The sequence below is a fragment of the Bartonella sp. SL317 genome (assembly GCF_059687655.1).
This window is the reverse complement of the sequence record NZ_CM185144.1, coordinates 1,733,446-1,750,671: the sequence shown is the minus strand read 5'-3', so window position 1 is coordinate 1,750,671 and position 17,226 is coordinate 1,733,446. Positions and strand designations below refer to the sequence as shown.

General features: G+C 36.7%; 11 protein-coding genes. 4 read left to right on the top strand and 7 right to left on the bottom strand.

Going from position 1 to position 17,226, the window contains the following annotated elements:
- Nucleotides 1–51 precede the first annotated feature (51 nt).
- Both rpsB and AC6ER9_RS07210 read right to left on the bottom strand, forming a co-directional pair.
- The gene (gene rpsB / locus AC6ER9_RS07215) at nt 52–831 is read right to left on the bottom strand and encodes a 30S ribosomal protein S2 (RefSeq protein ID WP_497074080.1); all 780 of its coding nucleotides are present in this window, start codon (nt 829–831) and stop codon (nt 52–54) included.
- 167 nt (nt 832–998) lie between these two features.
- A complete protein-coding gene (locus AC6ER9_RS07210) occupies nt 999–1,835 on the bottom strand; it encodes a cell envelope integrity EipB family protein (RefSeq protein WP_497074079.1) in 837 nt (278 codons plus the stop codon).
- A gap of 144 nt (nt 1,836–1,979) precedes the next feature.
- Here AC6ER9_RS07210 and AC6ER9_RS07205 point away from each other — a divergent pair, with 144 nt between their 5' ends.
- Nucleotides 1,980–2,441, top strand: a complete 462-nt coding sequence (locus AC6ER9_RS07205) for a RidA family protein (protein ID WP_497074078.1) — start codon at nt 1,980–1,982, stop codon at nt 2,439–2,441.
- Between the two features lie 133 nt (nt 2,442–2,574).
- The gene (locus tag AC6ER9_RS07200; RefSeq protein ID WP_497074077.1) at nt 2,575–2,997 is read left to right on the top strand and encodes an HIT family protein; all 423 of its coding nucleotides are present in this window, start codon (nt 2,575–2,577) and stop codon (nt 2,995–2,997) included.
- Nucleotides 2,998–3,019: 22 nt separating this feature from the next.
- On the opposite strand, the gene clpA is transcribed toward AC6ER9_RS07200, so the two are convergent.
- Complete coding sequence (gene clpA, locus AC6ER9_RS07195) at nt 3,020–5,371, bottom strand: ATP-dependent Clp protease ATP-binding subunit ClpA (protein WP_497074076.1); 2,352 nt, start codon at nt 5,369–5,371, stop codon at nt 3,020–3,022.
- Between the two features lie 6 nt (nt 5,372–5,377).
- Nucleotides 5,378–5,785 (bottom strand): ATP-dependent Clp protease adapter ClpS, encoded by a 408-nt coding sequence (clpS, locus tag AC6ER9_RS07190; RefSeq protein WP_497075310.1) that lies wholly within the window; start codon nt 5,783–5,785, stop codon nt 5,378–5,380.
- Nucleotides 5,786–6,015: 230 nt separating this feature from the next.
- On the opposite strand from clpS, the gene AC6ER9_RS07185 reads away from it, so the two are divergent.
- Nucleotides 6,016–7,365 (top strand): D-alanyl-D-alanine carboxypeptidase, encoded by a 1,350-nt coding sequence (locus tag AC6ER9_RS07185; protein WP_497074075.1) that lies wholly within the window; start codon nt 6,016–6,018, stop codon nt 7,363–7,365.
- A 32-nt stretch (nt 7,366–7,397) separates the two neighbouring features.
- Nucleotides 7,398–7,676, top strand: a complete 279-nt coding sequence (locus AC6ER9_RS07180) for a hypothetical protein (RefSeq protein ID WP_497074074.1) — start codon at nt 7,398–7,400, stop codon at nt 7,674–7,676.
- A gap of 1,827 nt (nt 7,677–9,503) precedes the next feature.
- On the opposite strand, the gene AC6ER9_RS07175 is transcribed toward AC6ER9_RS07180, so the two are convergent.
- The 3 genes from AC6ER9_RS07175 to rpoC form a co-directional block, all read right to left on the bottom strand.
- Nucleotides 9,504–10,895 carry an L-serine ammonia-lyase gene (locus AC6ER9_RS07175; protein ID WP_497074073.1) on the bottom strand — a complete coding sequence of 464 codons (1,392 nt, stop codon included), beginning with the start codon at nt 10,893–10,895 and terminating at the stop codon, nt 9,504–9,506.
- Nucleotides 10,896–11,247: 352 nt separating this feature from the next.
- Nucleotides 11,248–11,937, bottom strand: a complete 690-nt coding sequence (locus tag AC6ER9_RS07170; protein ID WP_497075309.1) for a nitroreductase — start codon at nt 11,935–11,937, stop codon at nt 11,248–11,250.
- A gap of 952 nt (nt 11,938–12,889) precedes the next feature.
- Entirely contained in the window at nt 12,890–17,101 is a 4,212-nt protein-coding gene (gene rpoC, locus AC6ER9_RS07165) for a DNA-directed RNA polymerase subunit beta' (protein ID WP_497074072.1), read from the bottom strand.
- Between the last annotated feature and the right edge of the window lie 125 nt (nt 17,102–17,226).

The window sequence follows — 17,226 nt, the reverse complement described above, 5'->3', positions numbered from 1 at the left end:
CCCATACCTTTTTCTTTCAATAATAAAAGTACCTTAATTAGGCGTTTTATATTACTCAGGAACTGCTGAAACCACATTTTCTTCCAAAATAGGCTCCACAGGTGCATCAACTTGAGCTCCTAAATCAACACCCATTGCACCTTGCTGGCGCGCAATACCATCAAGAGCAGCACGAGCAAAAAGATCGCAATAAAGCGAAATTGCACGTGAAGCATCATCATTGCCTGGTATTGGATGTGTTACATCATCAGGATCACAATTGGTATCAATAATAGCAATCACTGGAATACCCAAACGTTTTGCTTCTTGGAGTGCAATATTTTCTTTATTTGTATCGATAACAAAAATAAGATCTGGAACAGAGCCCATATCTTTAATACCACCAAGCGCACGATTAAGTTTTTCACGGTCACGTTCAAGATTTAAACGTTCCTTTTTGGTAAACCCTTGCGTTTCAGCAGCAAGAATTTCATCAAGCTTACGCAAACGATGTATTGAATTGGAAACTGTTTTCCAATTCGTCAACATACCGCCAAGCCAACGCGCATTAACATAATATTGCGCTGAACGATTCGCCGCATCAGCAATAATGTCAGAAGCTTGCCTTTTCGTTCCAACGAACAGAATACGGCCACCACGGGCAACAGTATCTGAAACAAGTTTAAGCGCTTGATGTAAAAGTGGAACAGTCTGAGCAAGGTCAATAATATGAATATTATTACGCTGACCATAAATATAGGGGGTCATTTTAGGATTCCAGCGATGTGTCTGGTGACCAAAATGCACACCTGCTTCTAAAAGCTGGTGCATTGTAAAATCGGGTAGTGCCATAAATTTTATCCTTTCCGGTTCAACCTCCGCGGAAAAAGCAGGAAAACCTACTACCGGCGGATGCTTTCTAAACTTTCTTTACAGATCATTTACAAACACCCAAACTCCGCGTGTGGAATAGCGCAAACATACTAATATTTGATTCTTTTTCAAGTCATTTTCTTTAATCATTTAATATTTGCATTTTCACATTGATCAAGATCTTTTCCAAGTTCGAGGAATTCGAGACTACTCAATTTTGCACGCACTGAAAAAGTGCCATAATCGATACGAAAATCACGCATGACACCATTTTCATTTAAGAGAAAGCTGCTCTGATAAACCGGCAAACCATCTTTATTTTCTGCATCATCAAAATAAGAAATTGTAATAGGCCAATATTCTTCTTCATCCAATTTTTTCATTTTTTCCGTTTCGCTATCAGATAAAAGCGCCGTCTTTTTCCCAATAACGATACTTTCTTTTATAACTTTATCAGCTTTATTGGTCCCATCAAATACAGTAGCATTATAAAAGTGATCTCCTGCTTTTGCATGGCGGATAATATTCTTTAGTTGCATTATTGGAAATTCAGCCATTGCAAGCTTATACTCTTTTTCCTTTGGCTTTTTTAAAGTAACTGTAAGTCCATCTTCAGTACGCTGTGCTACCCCTTCAGCACGATGTGCAACCTCTTCTCCCTCTTGATCGATAACATCAAAACGAAATGTACGACTATCCCCCGTTTCATAACTCGTCGTCTGTTGATCTGTTAAACGTACTGGCATATCTTCAACGTGAATACGGCTAATGAAACGAAAACGTGTGCTATAGCCCTGGCATGGAGAACCGGTAAGCTCATAAACCATTCGCCCTGACATCCCTGAAATTGCCATTTCATGAGAAACGCTATCAAGCTTAAAATCATAAATTGCTCGATGAGGCACAATAAAAATAGGCTCTTCAGCTCTCACAGTACATGAAAAAATACTATATAAAATTATTATAAATAATAATCTAATCATTCCCAATTTCCAAACTTTATTCCTGTTGCGTAACATTATACAATAAAGCAAAAAAGGCTCTTTTCTTAATTAACCACACATTTCCTTCCATCAAAAAATAGGTTATGCAATGAATGTATATAGAGCAGCTATGGAGTTTAAACTATGACCAATGTGATTGAAAAAAACTTAGAAAAATTCGGTATCACTCTTCCTGAAGCAACGCAACCCCTTGCCAATTATATCACCACGTCACAAAGCGGCAATCAAATCTTTGTTTCTGGACAGCTTCCTCTTATAAACGGAAAACTAATAGCCATCGGTAAAGTTGGTGCAACTGTGAATACTGAGCAAGCTAAACAAGCATCTGAAGCTTGTGCTCTTAATATTCTCGCTCAACTTAAAACAACTCTAGGGGACTTAAATAAAATAAAACGCGTAGTAAAAATTACTGTTTTTGTGGCTGTCGATTCTCATTTTACCGATATCCCTTTTGTTGCCAATGGCGCTTCTGATTTATTCGTTAATATTCTTGGTGAAATTGGAAAACACGCTCGTTCTGCGATTGGTGTTGCCTCTCTTCCTATGGATGTTCCTGTAGAAGTTGAAGCCATCATAGAGATCTAAATTTTTATCAAAGAAATTATCCCCCTTAAATATAACTGAAGTCAAAATGTTCTTTGTCTTACACTCTGATAAAACTTGCATTTTTTTGTTTTAAAATTAAAATTCTAAACTTACAATAAAAGGAAATATTTGTATGAAACAAACTTATGACAGTAACAATATTTTTGCTAAATTGATTCGCAATGAAATCCCTTCCGTTCGTGTTTACGAAGATGATGATGTTATTGGATTTATGGATATCATGCCACAAGCGCCAGGTCATACGCTGGTTATTCCTAAAAAAGGCTCCAGAAACTTACTTGATGCTGATCCTGAAACGTTATTTCCTGTTATTAAAGCTGTTCAAAAAATTGCCAATGCTGTCAAAAAAGCCTTTCAAGCAGATGGTATAACGGTTATGCAATTTAATGAAGCGGCGAGCCAACAAACCGTTTTCCATCTCCATTTCCATATTATACCACGTATGGAAGGGATAGAACTTACTCCTCACAATGAGGTGATAACGCCTACAGAAATACTTGAAGAAAATGCCAAAAAAATTCGTGCTGCACTATAATATGCCCTCTTGTAACACGTTCTTAAGATGTTGTGCTTTTCTTTTCTACGTGTTTTTTTGTAGAGTTTTTCACTTTACTTTTCTTTAAGCTAGTAGATACATCGGAAGAGAAGATTTTTAACTGTAATCTTTCTTTTTCGCCATCTGATTTTTGTGTCAATACGCGAACGATGCCACCATTGCGTAACTTTCCAAATAAAATTTCATCCGCTAATGGCTTTTTAATATATTCTTGTATAACACGACCTAATGGACGTGCTCCCATCTGAGAATCATACCCTTTATTGGAAAGCCATAGAGTTGCAGAAGGACTTAATTCAAAACAAATTCCCCGATCAGCTAATTGTGCTTCAAGCTGAAAAATAAATTTTTGCACGATCTGGTTAATCATTAAGTGCGATAAAGGCGCAAATGGAATAATTGCATCTAACCGATTACGAAACTCTGGTGTAAATAATCGATTGATTGCCTCTATGTCCTCACCATCACGATGGACTTTTCCAAATCCAATCGCTGATTTTGCCATATCTGAAGCACCAGCATTGGTTGTCATAATTAAAATAATATTACGGAAATCAATTTTCTTGCCATTATGGTCTGTTAATCGACCATAATCCATGACTTGCAATAAAATATTAAATAACTCTGGATGGGCTTTTTCAATCTCATCGAGCAATAAGACTGCATGAGGCTTCTGATCAACTGCATCTGTAAGGAGACCTCCTTGATCAAACCCTATGTATCCTGGAGGAGCACCGATTAAGCGTGCTACCGTATGGCGTTCCATATATTCTGACATATCAAAACGTAAGAGTTCAATGCCTAAAGATGATGCAAGCTGTTTTGCCACTTCAGTTTTTCCAACACCTGTTGGTCCTGAAAATAAATAACTTCCTATTGGTTTATCGGGTTCGCGTAAACCTGCCCGCGCCAATTTTATGGATGAAACTAAGACGGAAATTGCCTGATCTTGCCCATAAACAACATGCTTGAGTTCTCTCTCAAGCTTACCTAATATCTTCTGATCATTCCGCGAAACTGTTTTGGGTGGAATCCTTGCAATTGTAGCAACAGTCGCTTCAATTTCCTTAATACCTATAGTCTTTTTGCGCTGTTTTTGTGGTAAAAGCTTTTGCGCTGCACCACTTTCATCAATAATATCAATTGCTTTGTCTGGTAATCTACGATCAACCATATAGCGTGAAGATAATTCTACCGATGCCTTCATCGCCTCATCAGTATATTTGATCTGATGAAAATCTTCAAAGTAAGGCTTCATCCCTTGCAAAATCTTAATCGCCTCAGGAACAGAAGGTTCATTAATATCAATCTTTTGAAAACGGCGCTCTAAAGCACGGTCTTGTTCAAAGAATTTACGATATTCTCTGTAAGTTGTCGCCCCAATACATCGCATAGTTCCAGAAGATAATACAGGTTTTAAAAGATTTGCGGCATCCATATTTCCCCCTAATGTTGCCCCTGCTCCAATTAAGGTATGAATTTCATCAATAAATAAAATAGCATCTGGATATAACTCAAACTCTTTAATCACTTGCTTTAATCGTTCTTCAAAATCACCGCGATAACGGGTACCAGCAACAAGTCCCCCCATATCAAGAGAAAATATCGTGGCATTTGATAAAATTTCAGGCACTTGTCCATCAACAATACGCTTTGCCAATCCCTCAATGATAGCCGTTTTTCCCACTCCAGGATCACCAACCAGAAGCGGATTGTTTTTTGATCTTCGACATAAAATCTGAATCATGCGTGAGACTTCTCTTTCACGGCCAATTAATAAATCAATTTTTCCAGTCCGTGCTTTACAATTGAGATCAATACAATAACTCGTTAAAGCACTTGTTACCCTTTCACCATTATCTGAAATCTGTTGATCTAATTGCTCTTCAAGTCCTTCAAGTAACATGGATAACCCATCATCACGCGTGATACCATGTGAAATAAAACGTACAGCATCATAGCGTGTCATGCCCATCTCTTGAAGAAAATAAGCTGCATGGCTTTCACGTTCAGAAAAAATTGCAACAAGAACATTGGCTCCCGATACTTCATCTTTTCCTGCTGATTGAGCATGTATCACCGCACGTTGGATAACACGCTGGAAAAAGGCCGTAGGTTTTGTATCCTCATCAGCTTTAATTTGTTCATCTAACTCTGAACGAAGATAATTGGTTAAACGCTCTCGCAATTCCTCCACATCTACTTGGCATGCTTGAATAACCAAATTTGCATCAGCATCATCTAATAATGCAAGGAGCAGATGTTCTAATGTCGCATATTCATGCCGCGCTTGAGTAGCAATTGTTAATGCACGATGTAAAACCTCTTCAAGGCTAGGTGTAAAAGATGGCATAATTCCTCACTTCCACTCCATTACACATTGTAACGGATGTTCATTTTGACGTGCACACTCCCTTACTTGTTCTATTTTCATTTCAGCGACTTCATACGTATAAGTTCCACATTCGCCTATCCCATTATGATGAACATCTAACATAATCTGCGTTGCTTCTTCGAAACTTTTTTTAAAAAAGTTTTTCAAAATGAAAACAACAAAATCCATAGGTGTGTAATCATCATTAAGTAAAAGAACGCGATATAATTTAGGTTTTTGGATTTTTTGTCTAGCTTTAGGTATTATAACGGCACCATACCTACCTTCATCCCAATTCTTGCCCTTTTCATTATGCATAATACTATGCATAGTATAAGGTATAGTATAAGGTATAGTATAAGGTATAGTACTTATTATGAGTGTTTGTCCCATTATCGTTTTCCATGCAGCATGTTTTTTATTAATTTTAAGTTCTTTCATAACTATTGCAATAGCTCTTTCGTATAAGAAAAGACTTTCCCCTATGGTTAGATTTAAATCACTCATAAAATAACTTCTGTAAACAAATTAGTAATACCATTCGTCTAAACTGTACCAGCTTATTACAGAAAAGAAAGCTTTATAGAAGTTTTTAGGGTAAATGGAGAAATAGGATACTGCAAGTGTATATTAACGGTCAGAAAATTATGCGCTGCTATAAAAAAATAGCAATTTCTTTTGTTATGTTAGCTTTTTCTTATTGTTGGGCATCAGCGACACCTCAAGGAGCCTATCCTGATAAGTATGCGGCCATCGTTATTGATGCCTCTACGGGAAAAACGCTCTTTCAAGCCAATGCAACACTAAAGCGTTATCCTGCTTCTTTAACAAAAATGATGACATTATACCTCTTGTTTGAAGCAATGCAGATGCGTCGTGTGACACCCAATACACCAATTCCTGTTTCACATTATGCAGCAATGCGTCCACCGACAAAAATTGGATTTAAAGCAGGCCAAACGATTTCTGCTGAAGCTGCCGCTAAAGCACTCATTACAAGATCCGCAAATGATGTTGCGGTGGCCATTGCAGAATACCTTGGAGGAAGTGAAAAAAAATTTGCTCGAATGATGACAGCAAAAGCCCGTAAACTTGGCATGAAACATACGCATTTTGCAAATGCTTCAGGACTGCCCGATGTGCACAATTATTCTACAGCACGAGATATAGCCACTTTGTCATTAGCCTTACGTAAACATTTTCCAAAACAATATAAATTGTTCAAAATAAAAAGCTTTAATTTTCGAGGACATACAATTAGCAGCCATAATAAACTCGTCAAAATAATGAAAGGTGTAGACGGAATTAAAACAGGATACACACAAATGTCAGGTTCTAATTTAGCAACTTCTATGCATCTTGAAGGACGCTCTATTGTCGCAGTTGTTATGGGAGGTAAATCATCTACGGCACGTGACGAACATATGGCGAGCTTATTGAATCACTATTTACCAAAAGCAAGCCAAATGAAAAGTGGTAAACATTTAATGACCTCTGTACACTATCACTTACCCAATGGCGCCAATACTCCTATACCAACCATTAAAGCTGATCCAAATAATTTTGATGATGAAATTTCGACTCTGTTGACAGCATTTGCGGAGCAGCCTAAAAACTCCAATATTGCAATAACGGCTGTAAATAAGGTAATTATACCAATACCTAACCCTCAAAAAACGATGCCTGTTGAAACTCATAAAATTCTAACTGCCTCTTTGTCCACAAACGCCGGATGGGCTATCCAAATTGGTTCTCTTCCTAGTGAAAAACAAGCTAAAACTTTGCTTGTAAAAGCAAAAAATACAGCTTTTTCTACTTTAAAGCACGCCTCTTCACATATGCAACTGTTTGAAAAAAAGGGGCGGCGTTATTATCGAGCCCGCTTTACAGGGTTTCAATCAAAAAAAGAAGCATTTGATGCTTGTTCTACATTAAAGAAAGCAAATTTTAACTGCTATACTGTAGCCTACTAAAAGTTTTTGAATTCTGCGTTAAGGATAGTATTATGACAGATAATGCTTTTGCTTCATTCTATAAAAAAGAAATTTTATTGAAGCAATCACCCCTTCTTTCATTGCGTTCTCTTCATGATGCTGCAGCAAAACTTGCTGGTTTAAAATATAATCCAACTGCATTAGATACACAATCTCTTGTTAACCTTCTCATTTGCCAAACAATGCGCAACCGTCGTCTTATAATGCCTCCTGTACGTATTCATTTACGCGTTGCGAGCCAAACTGGTAATGTACCTATTAAAATCCGTTTAGGAGCAACAAATATTTAATTCGACAGCCCCTCTCTAAAAAAGAGATTTTATTATGCATCATTATCTACATCTTGGAAAAGCCTTTGAGCAGACATATTTCTTTCTTAAGTCGTAAGAATTATGTTGATAGCTTTTTCAAGAATCTCAATAGATATCTTTAAGCCTCCCATCAGACCATTTTTTAGGACATACAAAATATTCTCGCACTTTTGATTTAATAGCAAAAACTACCCTTGATATCTTTCTAGAAAAAATGAATATCTTTATTGGATAAATAACTTATCACTTGATGGGATTATTGTAAAACTTCAATCAAGCCTCCCTTTTAATAACGATTTCCCCTACAATATAAACGATAAACGCTGTAAAAAGTAAGTCTAAGCCCTTTTTCTTATATTTCTTTCCAACAGACAAAGAAATTTAGACATACAAATACTCTCAATAAAAAACGAAAAACATTATCAGAATTAAAGATCACTATACGCTTTTCATAAGATTTTAATTTATAATGATGAACTGCTTGACAATTTTTCTTTGATGAAATTCAAACAGGAAAAAACTTAGAGGAGAATGATAATTTATTTTTTCATATTCAATAAAAATTTTCGTAAGATTTTCCTATATTGAATTAATCAAAACTATTTATTTATTCATCACGAAAAAAATTGGCATATAATCTATTAAAAAGGAAGCAAAATATCTCTTATGAACTGTCTTAAGTATTAAGAATTTTTGTAATATTGAGGATTGATAAAAAGAATGGTAAATTTATTTTCTCTCTTTATCAATCAAGATGCTGATATTCTGTAGATTTTATATCATTTATGGAAATCTTACATTATACTCTTCATATATAGGATATTTAATTTATAAAGATCGTTCTTTATTTTGTATATTGATGAGAGTTTTAAATATCGTAAGATTTTTTTATTTCAAATCTCTCTCATGTTGAAGCAATCAAAACCATTTTCTTCCACTTTATAAGCTAGGACAGCGATGTGGTGTGATGAGTCTCCTCCAAGAAAAGGAGTTAAAATGCCTCTACCTCTCTTAATGCTAAGATCTGTCACACAAAGATTGGGGTTAACAAAATCTCTATAGGCTTGCTATTCTATTAAGTATAAAGATGTGATTAATAGATCTACAATTATACCATTCACAGGCGCCGTCGTGAAATGGATGTGACGCATATTGAGAAATATCTCTTTAAAACAAACTAATAAGATAATATTCTATTGTATCCATTTTATTTTTTTCGACACTACAAGATTTATAAAATAAAAGTCGAAGAATAAGATATTTATAATATATCTTTTAATTATTGCGAATTAGAGTTTTTTCAAGGTATTTCTGACCATATTAGATGTTTAAAAGAGTTTCATTTAAAACAAATTAAAATTTTTAAAGTCTCCTCGCCCCCATCATAATCATTCAGATTTAAAGAATTTAGCCTAGATATCGACGCTTAATTTTTCATTCCTTAAAAGGTATTATTCCAGAAATTTTTTAAAGTCATAAAATCTAGGAAAAAGTAATGATAGATTGAACGCTCATTTTACTTTACGCTCTCTTATTTTTTCTCAATGAGACTGTTTTTCCATTTCAGAGAACAAATCAAACAGATATAAGAAATACTCTCCCTCAAATCTTGCTAGCAAAGACTACTCCTCGTTAAAAAACACAAAATACACCTCCAATTTACTTCAAGTATGCTGGTCAATTAAATTTGAATTTTGATTGATAAGCAAAAAACTCAACCTTTTTAGGAATAACAATGTGAACCTTCCACAAAGATTACAACCATAGATTGAAAAATATTCCAGCTCCTCACAAAAGGTCGTATTCTTAACAAGATACTGCATTGACTGCGAGACCACCTTTACTTGTTTCTTTATAGCGTTCATTCATATCATGACCCGTCTGGCGCATTGTTTCTATACAAGCATCAAGAGAAACAAAATGATTTCCATTACCATATAAGGCAAGAGAAGAAGCCGTTACTGCCTTAACAGCCCCCATTGCATTACGTTCGATACAAGGAATTTGTACAAGACCTGCAATAGGATCACACGTCATTCCTAAATGGTGTTCAAGCGCAATTTCGGCTGCATTTTCAATTTGAGCCGGCGTTCCACCTAATGCCGCAGTCAACCCCGCTGCAGCCATTGAAGATGCCGTTCCAACTTCACCTTGACATCCAACTTCTGCACCAGAAATAGAGGCATTATGTTTGATAACACCGCCAATAGCTGCTGCTGTTAATAGAAAATTGTGTATTCCCTCTTGATCTGAATCATCATTAAACTGAAGATAATAACGCAAAACTGCAGGGACAACACCAGCCGCCCCATTTGTGGGTGCTGTAACAACACGACCACCAGCGGCATTTTCCTCATTGACTGCCATAGCATATACCGAAAGCCAATCATTTGCCCAAAGTGGATAATTGTAATTTTTCTTTTGTTTTTCCAAAAGTGTTTCATGCAACTTTTTAGCTCGCCTTAAAACATGTAATCCACCAGGCAACTCCCCTTCTTGTGCAAGACCTCTATCAATACAACTTGTCATTGCTGAAAAAATTTTATCAAGCCCTGCATCCAGAGAAGAGCGCTCTATCCTTGTTTCTTCATTTAAGCGCTTCATTTCAGCAATTGAAAGCCCTGATTTTTCTGCCATTGATAACATTGTACGCGCAGAATCAAATGGATATGGCACGTCAGGCACTTCTGGCTGTACATTATCACTCATATGATTTAATTCATCCTCAGTCACTACAAAGCCACCACCGATAGAATAATAAATCTGCCGCAATAAAACATTCCCCTCCGTATCAAGTCCTTCAAATGCTAGCCCATTGGTGTGTCCAGGTAAGATTTCCTTTCGCTCAAAAATAAGGTCACTTTGTGAATCAAAATGATAAGCAGGATGACCTTCTGGTTGTACTTTTTTTTCACGTATAACTTTTTCTAACAGGAATGCCATGCTATCAGGATCAACCGTGGAAGCTTTTTCTCCTAAAAGTCCTAATATGATAGCCCTATCTGTCGCATGACCAATACCTGTGAAAGCTAAAGAACCATAGAGAGAAACACGTATACGAGAAACTTGAATATCAGATGACTGAGAAAAGTCTCGTATCTTTTGCAAAAACATATTGGAAGCTGTCATCGGCCCCATTGTATGTGAACTAGAAGGACCAATCCCAATTTTAAAAAGTTCAAAAACAGATAAAAACATGCATCCCCTCAAAACTACAGTACAGCTTGAGCATATACGCTTCTTTTATAACGTTTATCCCGTTTAGAATCAAATTGCGAGATAAACTAAAAAAATAACAGCGATAAACACGAATGTTGCTCGCCTTGCGACCACCCAACATTTTCTTTCTATAGTGCTTTCCATTATTAGCCAACCTTCAAAACGGACAATGTTCCTAAAGTCATTGCTTTACTCGCTCATTTTCCAAACGTAGTAAAATAAGTGTTAATATACAATGGTAAAAATTCAACCAAGATGAGAGATTCTTAACCAAGGATATTTTTATCATGCCAAGGCTCTTCACAAAATATGCTTCATTATATAAAATATTCTATGGATATGTTTCAATGAAACGTACAAATTTTTCTAAAGGTTCTCGTTCTGTCTCAAAATTGTTTTCTGGAGCGCTCGTATCGCGATAACCAAGTGCCATACCACAAATAATATGGCGATCAGAAGGGATAGATAAAAGCCTACGAATCTGATTATGATAATCCGCAAAAGCTGCTTGAGGACAGGTATCTAAACCAAATCCACGTGCCGCTAACATAATGGTCTGCATAAACATCCCCAAATCAAGCCAACTCCCCCTTTCCATATCATGATCCATTGTAAACAAGAGTCCTACAGGTGCATTGAAAAATAAAAAATTTCGTGCTTTTTGATGAATCATTTTTTCTTCATCACCTTTTTCAATTCCAAGACTCTGATAAAGATCCAAACCAACTTTTTGACGCCTAGAAATATAAGGCTCGCGCCACTGACGTGGATAATAATGATATTCACGCTCTCCTTTTACACCTGAAAGCACAAGTTGGGAAAGTTCTTGCCCTACTTTTTGTAATATACTTCCCGTAAGCACAATTACTTGCCATGGCTGAATATTTGTTCCAGATGGTGTTCGTGCTGCAAGTTTTAAGATTTCTTTGACTGTTTCCAGACTAACTGATTGTTTAGTAAAAGCACGAATTGACTTTCGTGACAAAATAGATTGAAAAATATTCATAGGAGAAGCTGGCATTCTCTTTACTTTCTTTATGAGTTTTTCCCTATCAAGAACAATATGCTGCGCAAATACTTTTGCAACTTTTTTGAAATACTCAATTTCTTCAAATAAAGCCGTGTTCAATACCCCCCATTAAAGATAGTACAACCTATCTCTTTTAATAGAAAGGAAATTATCTAAAAGAAGATGAAATAAATTTCGTAATCAATGCTGCACCCGCTCAACTTCGCTAAGCTCTCAAAAAAAATCTCTGTAATTTATTTTTAAATTCTTCTGAAAATCATCAATATCACGCTGATATCTGCTTTAAATAAGTTTGTTTTTTATAAACTCCTGAACTTAATTTCTTAAGCTTTTTTCATTATCAAGTGTTTTTCTCACTATTGTACATGTCAGATATTGCAAAAAACGAAAACTTAACTCTTTTAGCATGCAACAGTTTGTTTTAGCTTATAACAATTCATTTTGTATAAAGCACGCCAGAAAGGAAAAAGAAATCTCTCTTCTTTATAATAAGGCAAAATTTAAACTGTTATTGAAAATACACATGTCAATTCATTCAATTGAATAATATTCATACACTTTATCATTCTATTTTCATAGATCGCATTCTTATAAGAAATATGTCTATTTTTTACAACAGATAGCAATCAAAAATTTCTTAAAATTTGAAATCAGTCACACTTGTAGAGAATCTTTTCTTTTCCTTGAATATGGATTTTAAACTTCACATATCTTAAAAAAACTTTTTCTACCACTTGAAGAAATTTAAAAACTTTAAAATGAAAAAACAAAAAGATAAGTATCCACGCAAAATAATAAGCTATTAAAGATGTTTCAAATAACTATTACCCTATAATTTTTAATATTTTTCAGAAGAATATACAACTTCTACATTTCGAGACAAAAAACGTCCGAATTTTTTATTCAGACGTTTTTATATTTATTAGGGGATATTATACTAAAATTATTCAGCAACGGCTTCGGTTGTCATATTTGTCAACATAGCCTTAGCCATTTCATTTTTACTAGACTTACGTTGCTCATCAACAATCAAATCATCACGAACTGCTGCAATACGACGGATTTGAGAAATCGTACCCCCTGTACCGGCAGGAATAAGACGGCCGACAATAACGTTCTCCTTAAGTCCTTGTAAAGTATCAATTTTACCAGAAACTGCCGCTTCAGTAAGAACACGGGTTGTTTCCTGAAACGATGCCGCCGAAATGAAAGAAGGCGTTTGAAGAGAAGCTTTTGTAATCCCAAGAAGAATGGGATTACCAGATGCAGGTTTTTTCCCTTCTGCGATCAAATTATCATTGATTTCATCAAGTTCAATACGATCAACATTATCACCTGGAATATAACCAGAATCTCCAGATTCTGTAATTTCAACTTTTTGCAACATTTGACGAACAATCACTTCAATGTGCTTGTCATTAATAAGAACCCCTTGCAAACGATAAACCTCCTGAATCTCATTAACAAGGTAAGATGCTAAAGCTTCAACGCCCTTAATCGCTAAGATATCATGAGGCGCTGGATTACCATCAAGGATATAATCCCCCTTTTCAATTTGATCGCCTTCTTGGAAGTGAAATAACTTACCTTTTGGAATCAAATATTCTACTGGCTCAAGAGTTTCATCATTTGGTTCAATAATAATACGACGTTTATTCTTATAACCACGACCAAATCGAATCGTACCACTAACTTCAGCAATAATCGCATGATCCTTTGGACGACGCGCTTCAAAAAGTTCAGCCACACGTGGTAGACCACCTGTAATATCTTTTGTTTTGGCACTTTCCATTGGCAAACGAGCAATCACATCACCAGCCTTAACATGAGCACCAAGTTCAACAGAAAGAATTGTTTCCACTGACATCATATAACGGGCTTCACCTCCCTTATACAATTTAGCAATGGATTCACCTTTTTTATCTGCGTGAATAATAATAGCTGGTTTGAGATCTGCACCACGTGGATTAGCACGCCAATCAATCACCAAATGCTTCGTAATCCCCGTAGATTCATCAGCTGTTTCAGTGACCGATAAACCATCAATCATATCTTCAAATCCTACATAGCCATCAACTTCCGTTAAAATCGGACGTGTATAAGGATCCCATTCTGCTATACGCTGACCACGTTTAACTACATCACCATCATCAACAAAAATATGCGCACCATAGCTCACACGATGCACAACGCGCTCTTTTCCTAGCTCATCCTTGATAAGGATAGCCATATTACGCCCCATAACAACCAACTGTCCTTCAGAATTGCGAACCACATTACGATTACGAATCTCCACCCTACCTTCATAAGATGCTTCTAAATACGATGAATCAACAACCTGCGCTGTTCCTCCTAAGTGGAAAGTACGCATAGTCAGCTGTGTTCCCGGCTCACCAATTGACTGAGCAGCAATAACACCAACGGCTTCTCCCTGATTAACTGGGGTTCCACGTGCCAAATCACGGCCATAGCATTTAGCACAAACACCAAGACGTGTTTCGCATGTTAAAGCAGAACGAATTTGAACAGATTGAATTCCCGCTTCCTCAATCTTTGCAACATCAGATTCCTCAATCATCGCTCCACCTTCAAGGATAACCTCTCCAGAGATGGGATGTAAAATATCAATAAGCGCTGTACGACCAAGAATTCTTTGCCCTAGAGAAGCAACAATTTGCCCTGCATCAACAATTGGCTGCATAGTAAGCCCTTTTGCTGTACCACAATCAACAGCTGAAATAATAGCATCTTGTGCAACATCAACAAGACGCCGTGTTAGATAACCAGAATTCGCCGTTTTTAACGCAGTATCAGCAAGTCCTTTACGTGCACCATGCGTAGAGTTGAAATACTCGTTAACAGTTAGACCTTCCTTAAAATTTGAAATAATAGGTGTTTCAATAATTTCACCTGATGGTTTTGCCATCAAACCACGCATACCAGCCAATTGTCTCATCTGGTTAGCAGAACCACGAGCCCCAGAATGCGACATCATATAGATCGAATTCATGGGTCGTTGACGACCTGTTTTTGGATCAAAATCAACAGCTTGAATACGTTTCATCATTTCATCTGCAACGCGATCGGTACATTTACCCCAAGCATCGACAACCTTATTGTATTTCTCACCTTGTGTAATCAAACCATCATTATATTGCTGCTCGTACTCCTTAGCCAAAGCTTCTGTTTCTGCAACCAAACGTGACTTGCTATCAGGAATAACCATATCATCCTTACCAAATGAAATTCCTGCACGACAAGCATAAGAAAAACCAAGCTGCATAATACGATCACAAAAAATAACCGTCTCTTTTTGTCCACAATGGCGATAAACATGATCAATCATTTTAGAAATATTCTTTTTCGTCATTTCTTGATTGACAATATCAAATGAGATGTCAGAATTTTTCGGCAAAAGCTCACCGATAATCAAACGACCAGGTGTCGTATCATAAAGTTTAGCAACTTCTTTTCCATCCTTACCAATACTTTTAACACGACCTTTAATTTTCGTATGAAGCGTTACAACTTTATTTTCCAAGGCATAATGAAGTTCACCGATATCGGAAAAAGCCATTCCCTCACCTGGTTCTTTTTCAGAAACAATCGAAAGATAATAAAGGCCAAGAACCATGTCCTGTGATGGAACAATAATAGGGGCACCATTGGCTGGATGCAGAATATTATTGGTTGACATCATCAAAACACGGGCTTCAAGCTGTGCTTCAAGAGAAAGCGGAACGTGAACAGCCATCTGATCGCCATCAAAATCCGCATTAAAAGCGGTACATACTAATGGATGAAGTTGGATAGCCTTCCCTTCAATTAAGATAGGTTCAAAAGCTTGAATTCCCAAACGGTGTAATGTTGGTGCACGATTGAGTAGAACAGGATGTTCACGAATAACCTCATCCAAAATATCCCAAACTTCTGGATGCTCTTTCTCAACAAGCTTTTTTGCTTGCTTTACAGTTGAGGAATAACCTTTTGCATCAAGTCGCGCATAAATGAAGGGCTTAAATAGTTCAAGCGCCATTTTTTTGGGGAGACCACATTGATGTAATTTTAATTCAGGTCCCGTCACGATAACAGAACGCCCCGAGTAATCAACACGCTTTCCAAGTAAGTTTTGACGAAAACGACCCTGCTTACCCTTTAACATATCTGAAAGAGATTTTAACGGACGTTTATTGGCTCCAGTAATTACACGCCCACGCCGCCCATTATCAAACAATGCATCAACAGCCTCTTGCACCATACGCTTTTCATTGCGCACGATAATCCCAGGAGCACGCAATTCGATCAGTCGTTTTAAACGGTTATTACGATTGATAACACGCCGATAAAGATCATTTAGATCTGATGTCGCAAAACGCCCACCATCAAGTGGAACCAGTGGACGCAAATCCGGTGGAATAACCGGAATTGTTTTCATAATCATCCATTCTGGCTTATTTCCAGATTCAAGAAAATTTTCAACGATCTTAAGTCTTTTAATCAACTTTTTCTGTTTTAACTCTGAAGTTGTTTCAGCTAATTCAAGACGTAAATCATTGGCGATTTTATCGAGATCCATACCAGCTAAAAGATCGTAAATAGCTTCAGCACCAATCATCGCGGTAAATTGATCTTCTCCAAACTCATCAATAGCGAGCATATATTCTTCTTCAGAAAGAAGTTGGTGGAGTTTCAGGGAGGTCAGCCCGGGTTCGGTTACAATATAATTTTCAAAATAAAGAACGCGCTCGATATCCTTTAAAGTTAAATCTAAAAGTGTGGAAATGCGGCCTGGTAATGACTTAAGAAACCATATATGCGCAACAGGTGCTGCAAGCTCAATGTGCCCCATACGTTCACGACGTACACGTGAAAGAGTTACCTCTACGCCACATTTTTCACAAATAATCCCCTTATATTTCATGCGTTTATATTTGCCGCATAGACATTCATAGTCTTTAATTGGGCCAAATATACGTGCACAAAAAAGACCATCACGCTCTGGTTTAAAAGTCCGATAATTAATCGTCTCAGGTTTCTTAATCTCACCATACGACCAAGACAAAATCTTCTCCGGACTCGCAATAGAAATACGAATAGAGTCAAATGTCTGCGCTGGCGCTTGAGGATTGAAAAGATTCATGACCTCGTGGTTCATGGTGGTCTCCTTAAAAGATTCTTAGAACCTGTTGTAATATCTCACTCATTCTATAACAGATCTTCTTTTAAAAGATATTTACTTTTAAAAATAATCTGTATGGCTTTAATAAGGTTATTGAACCT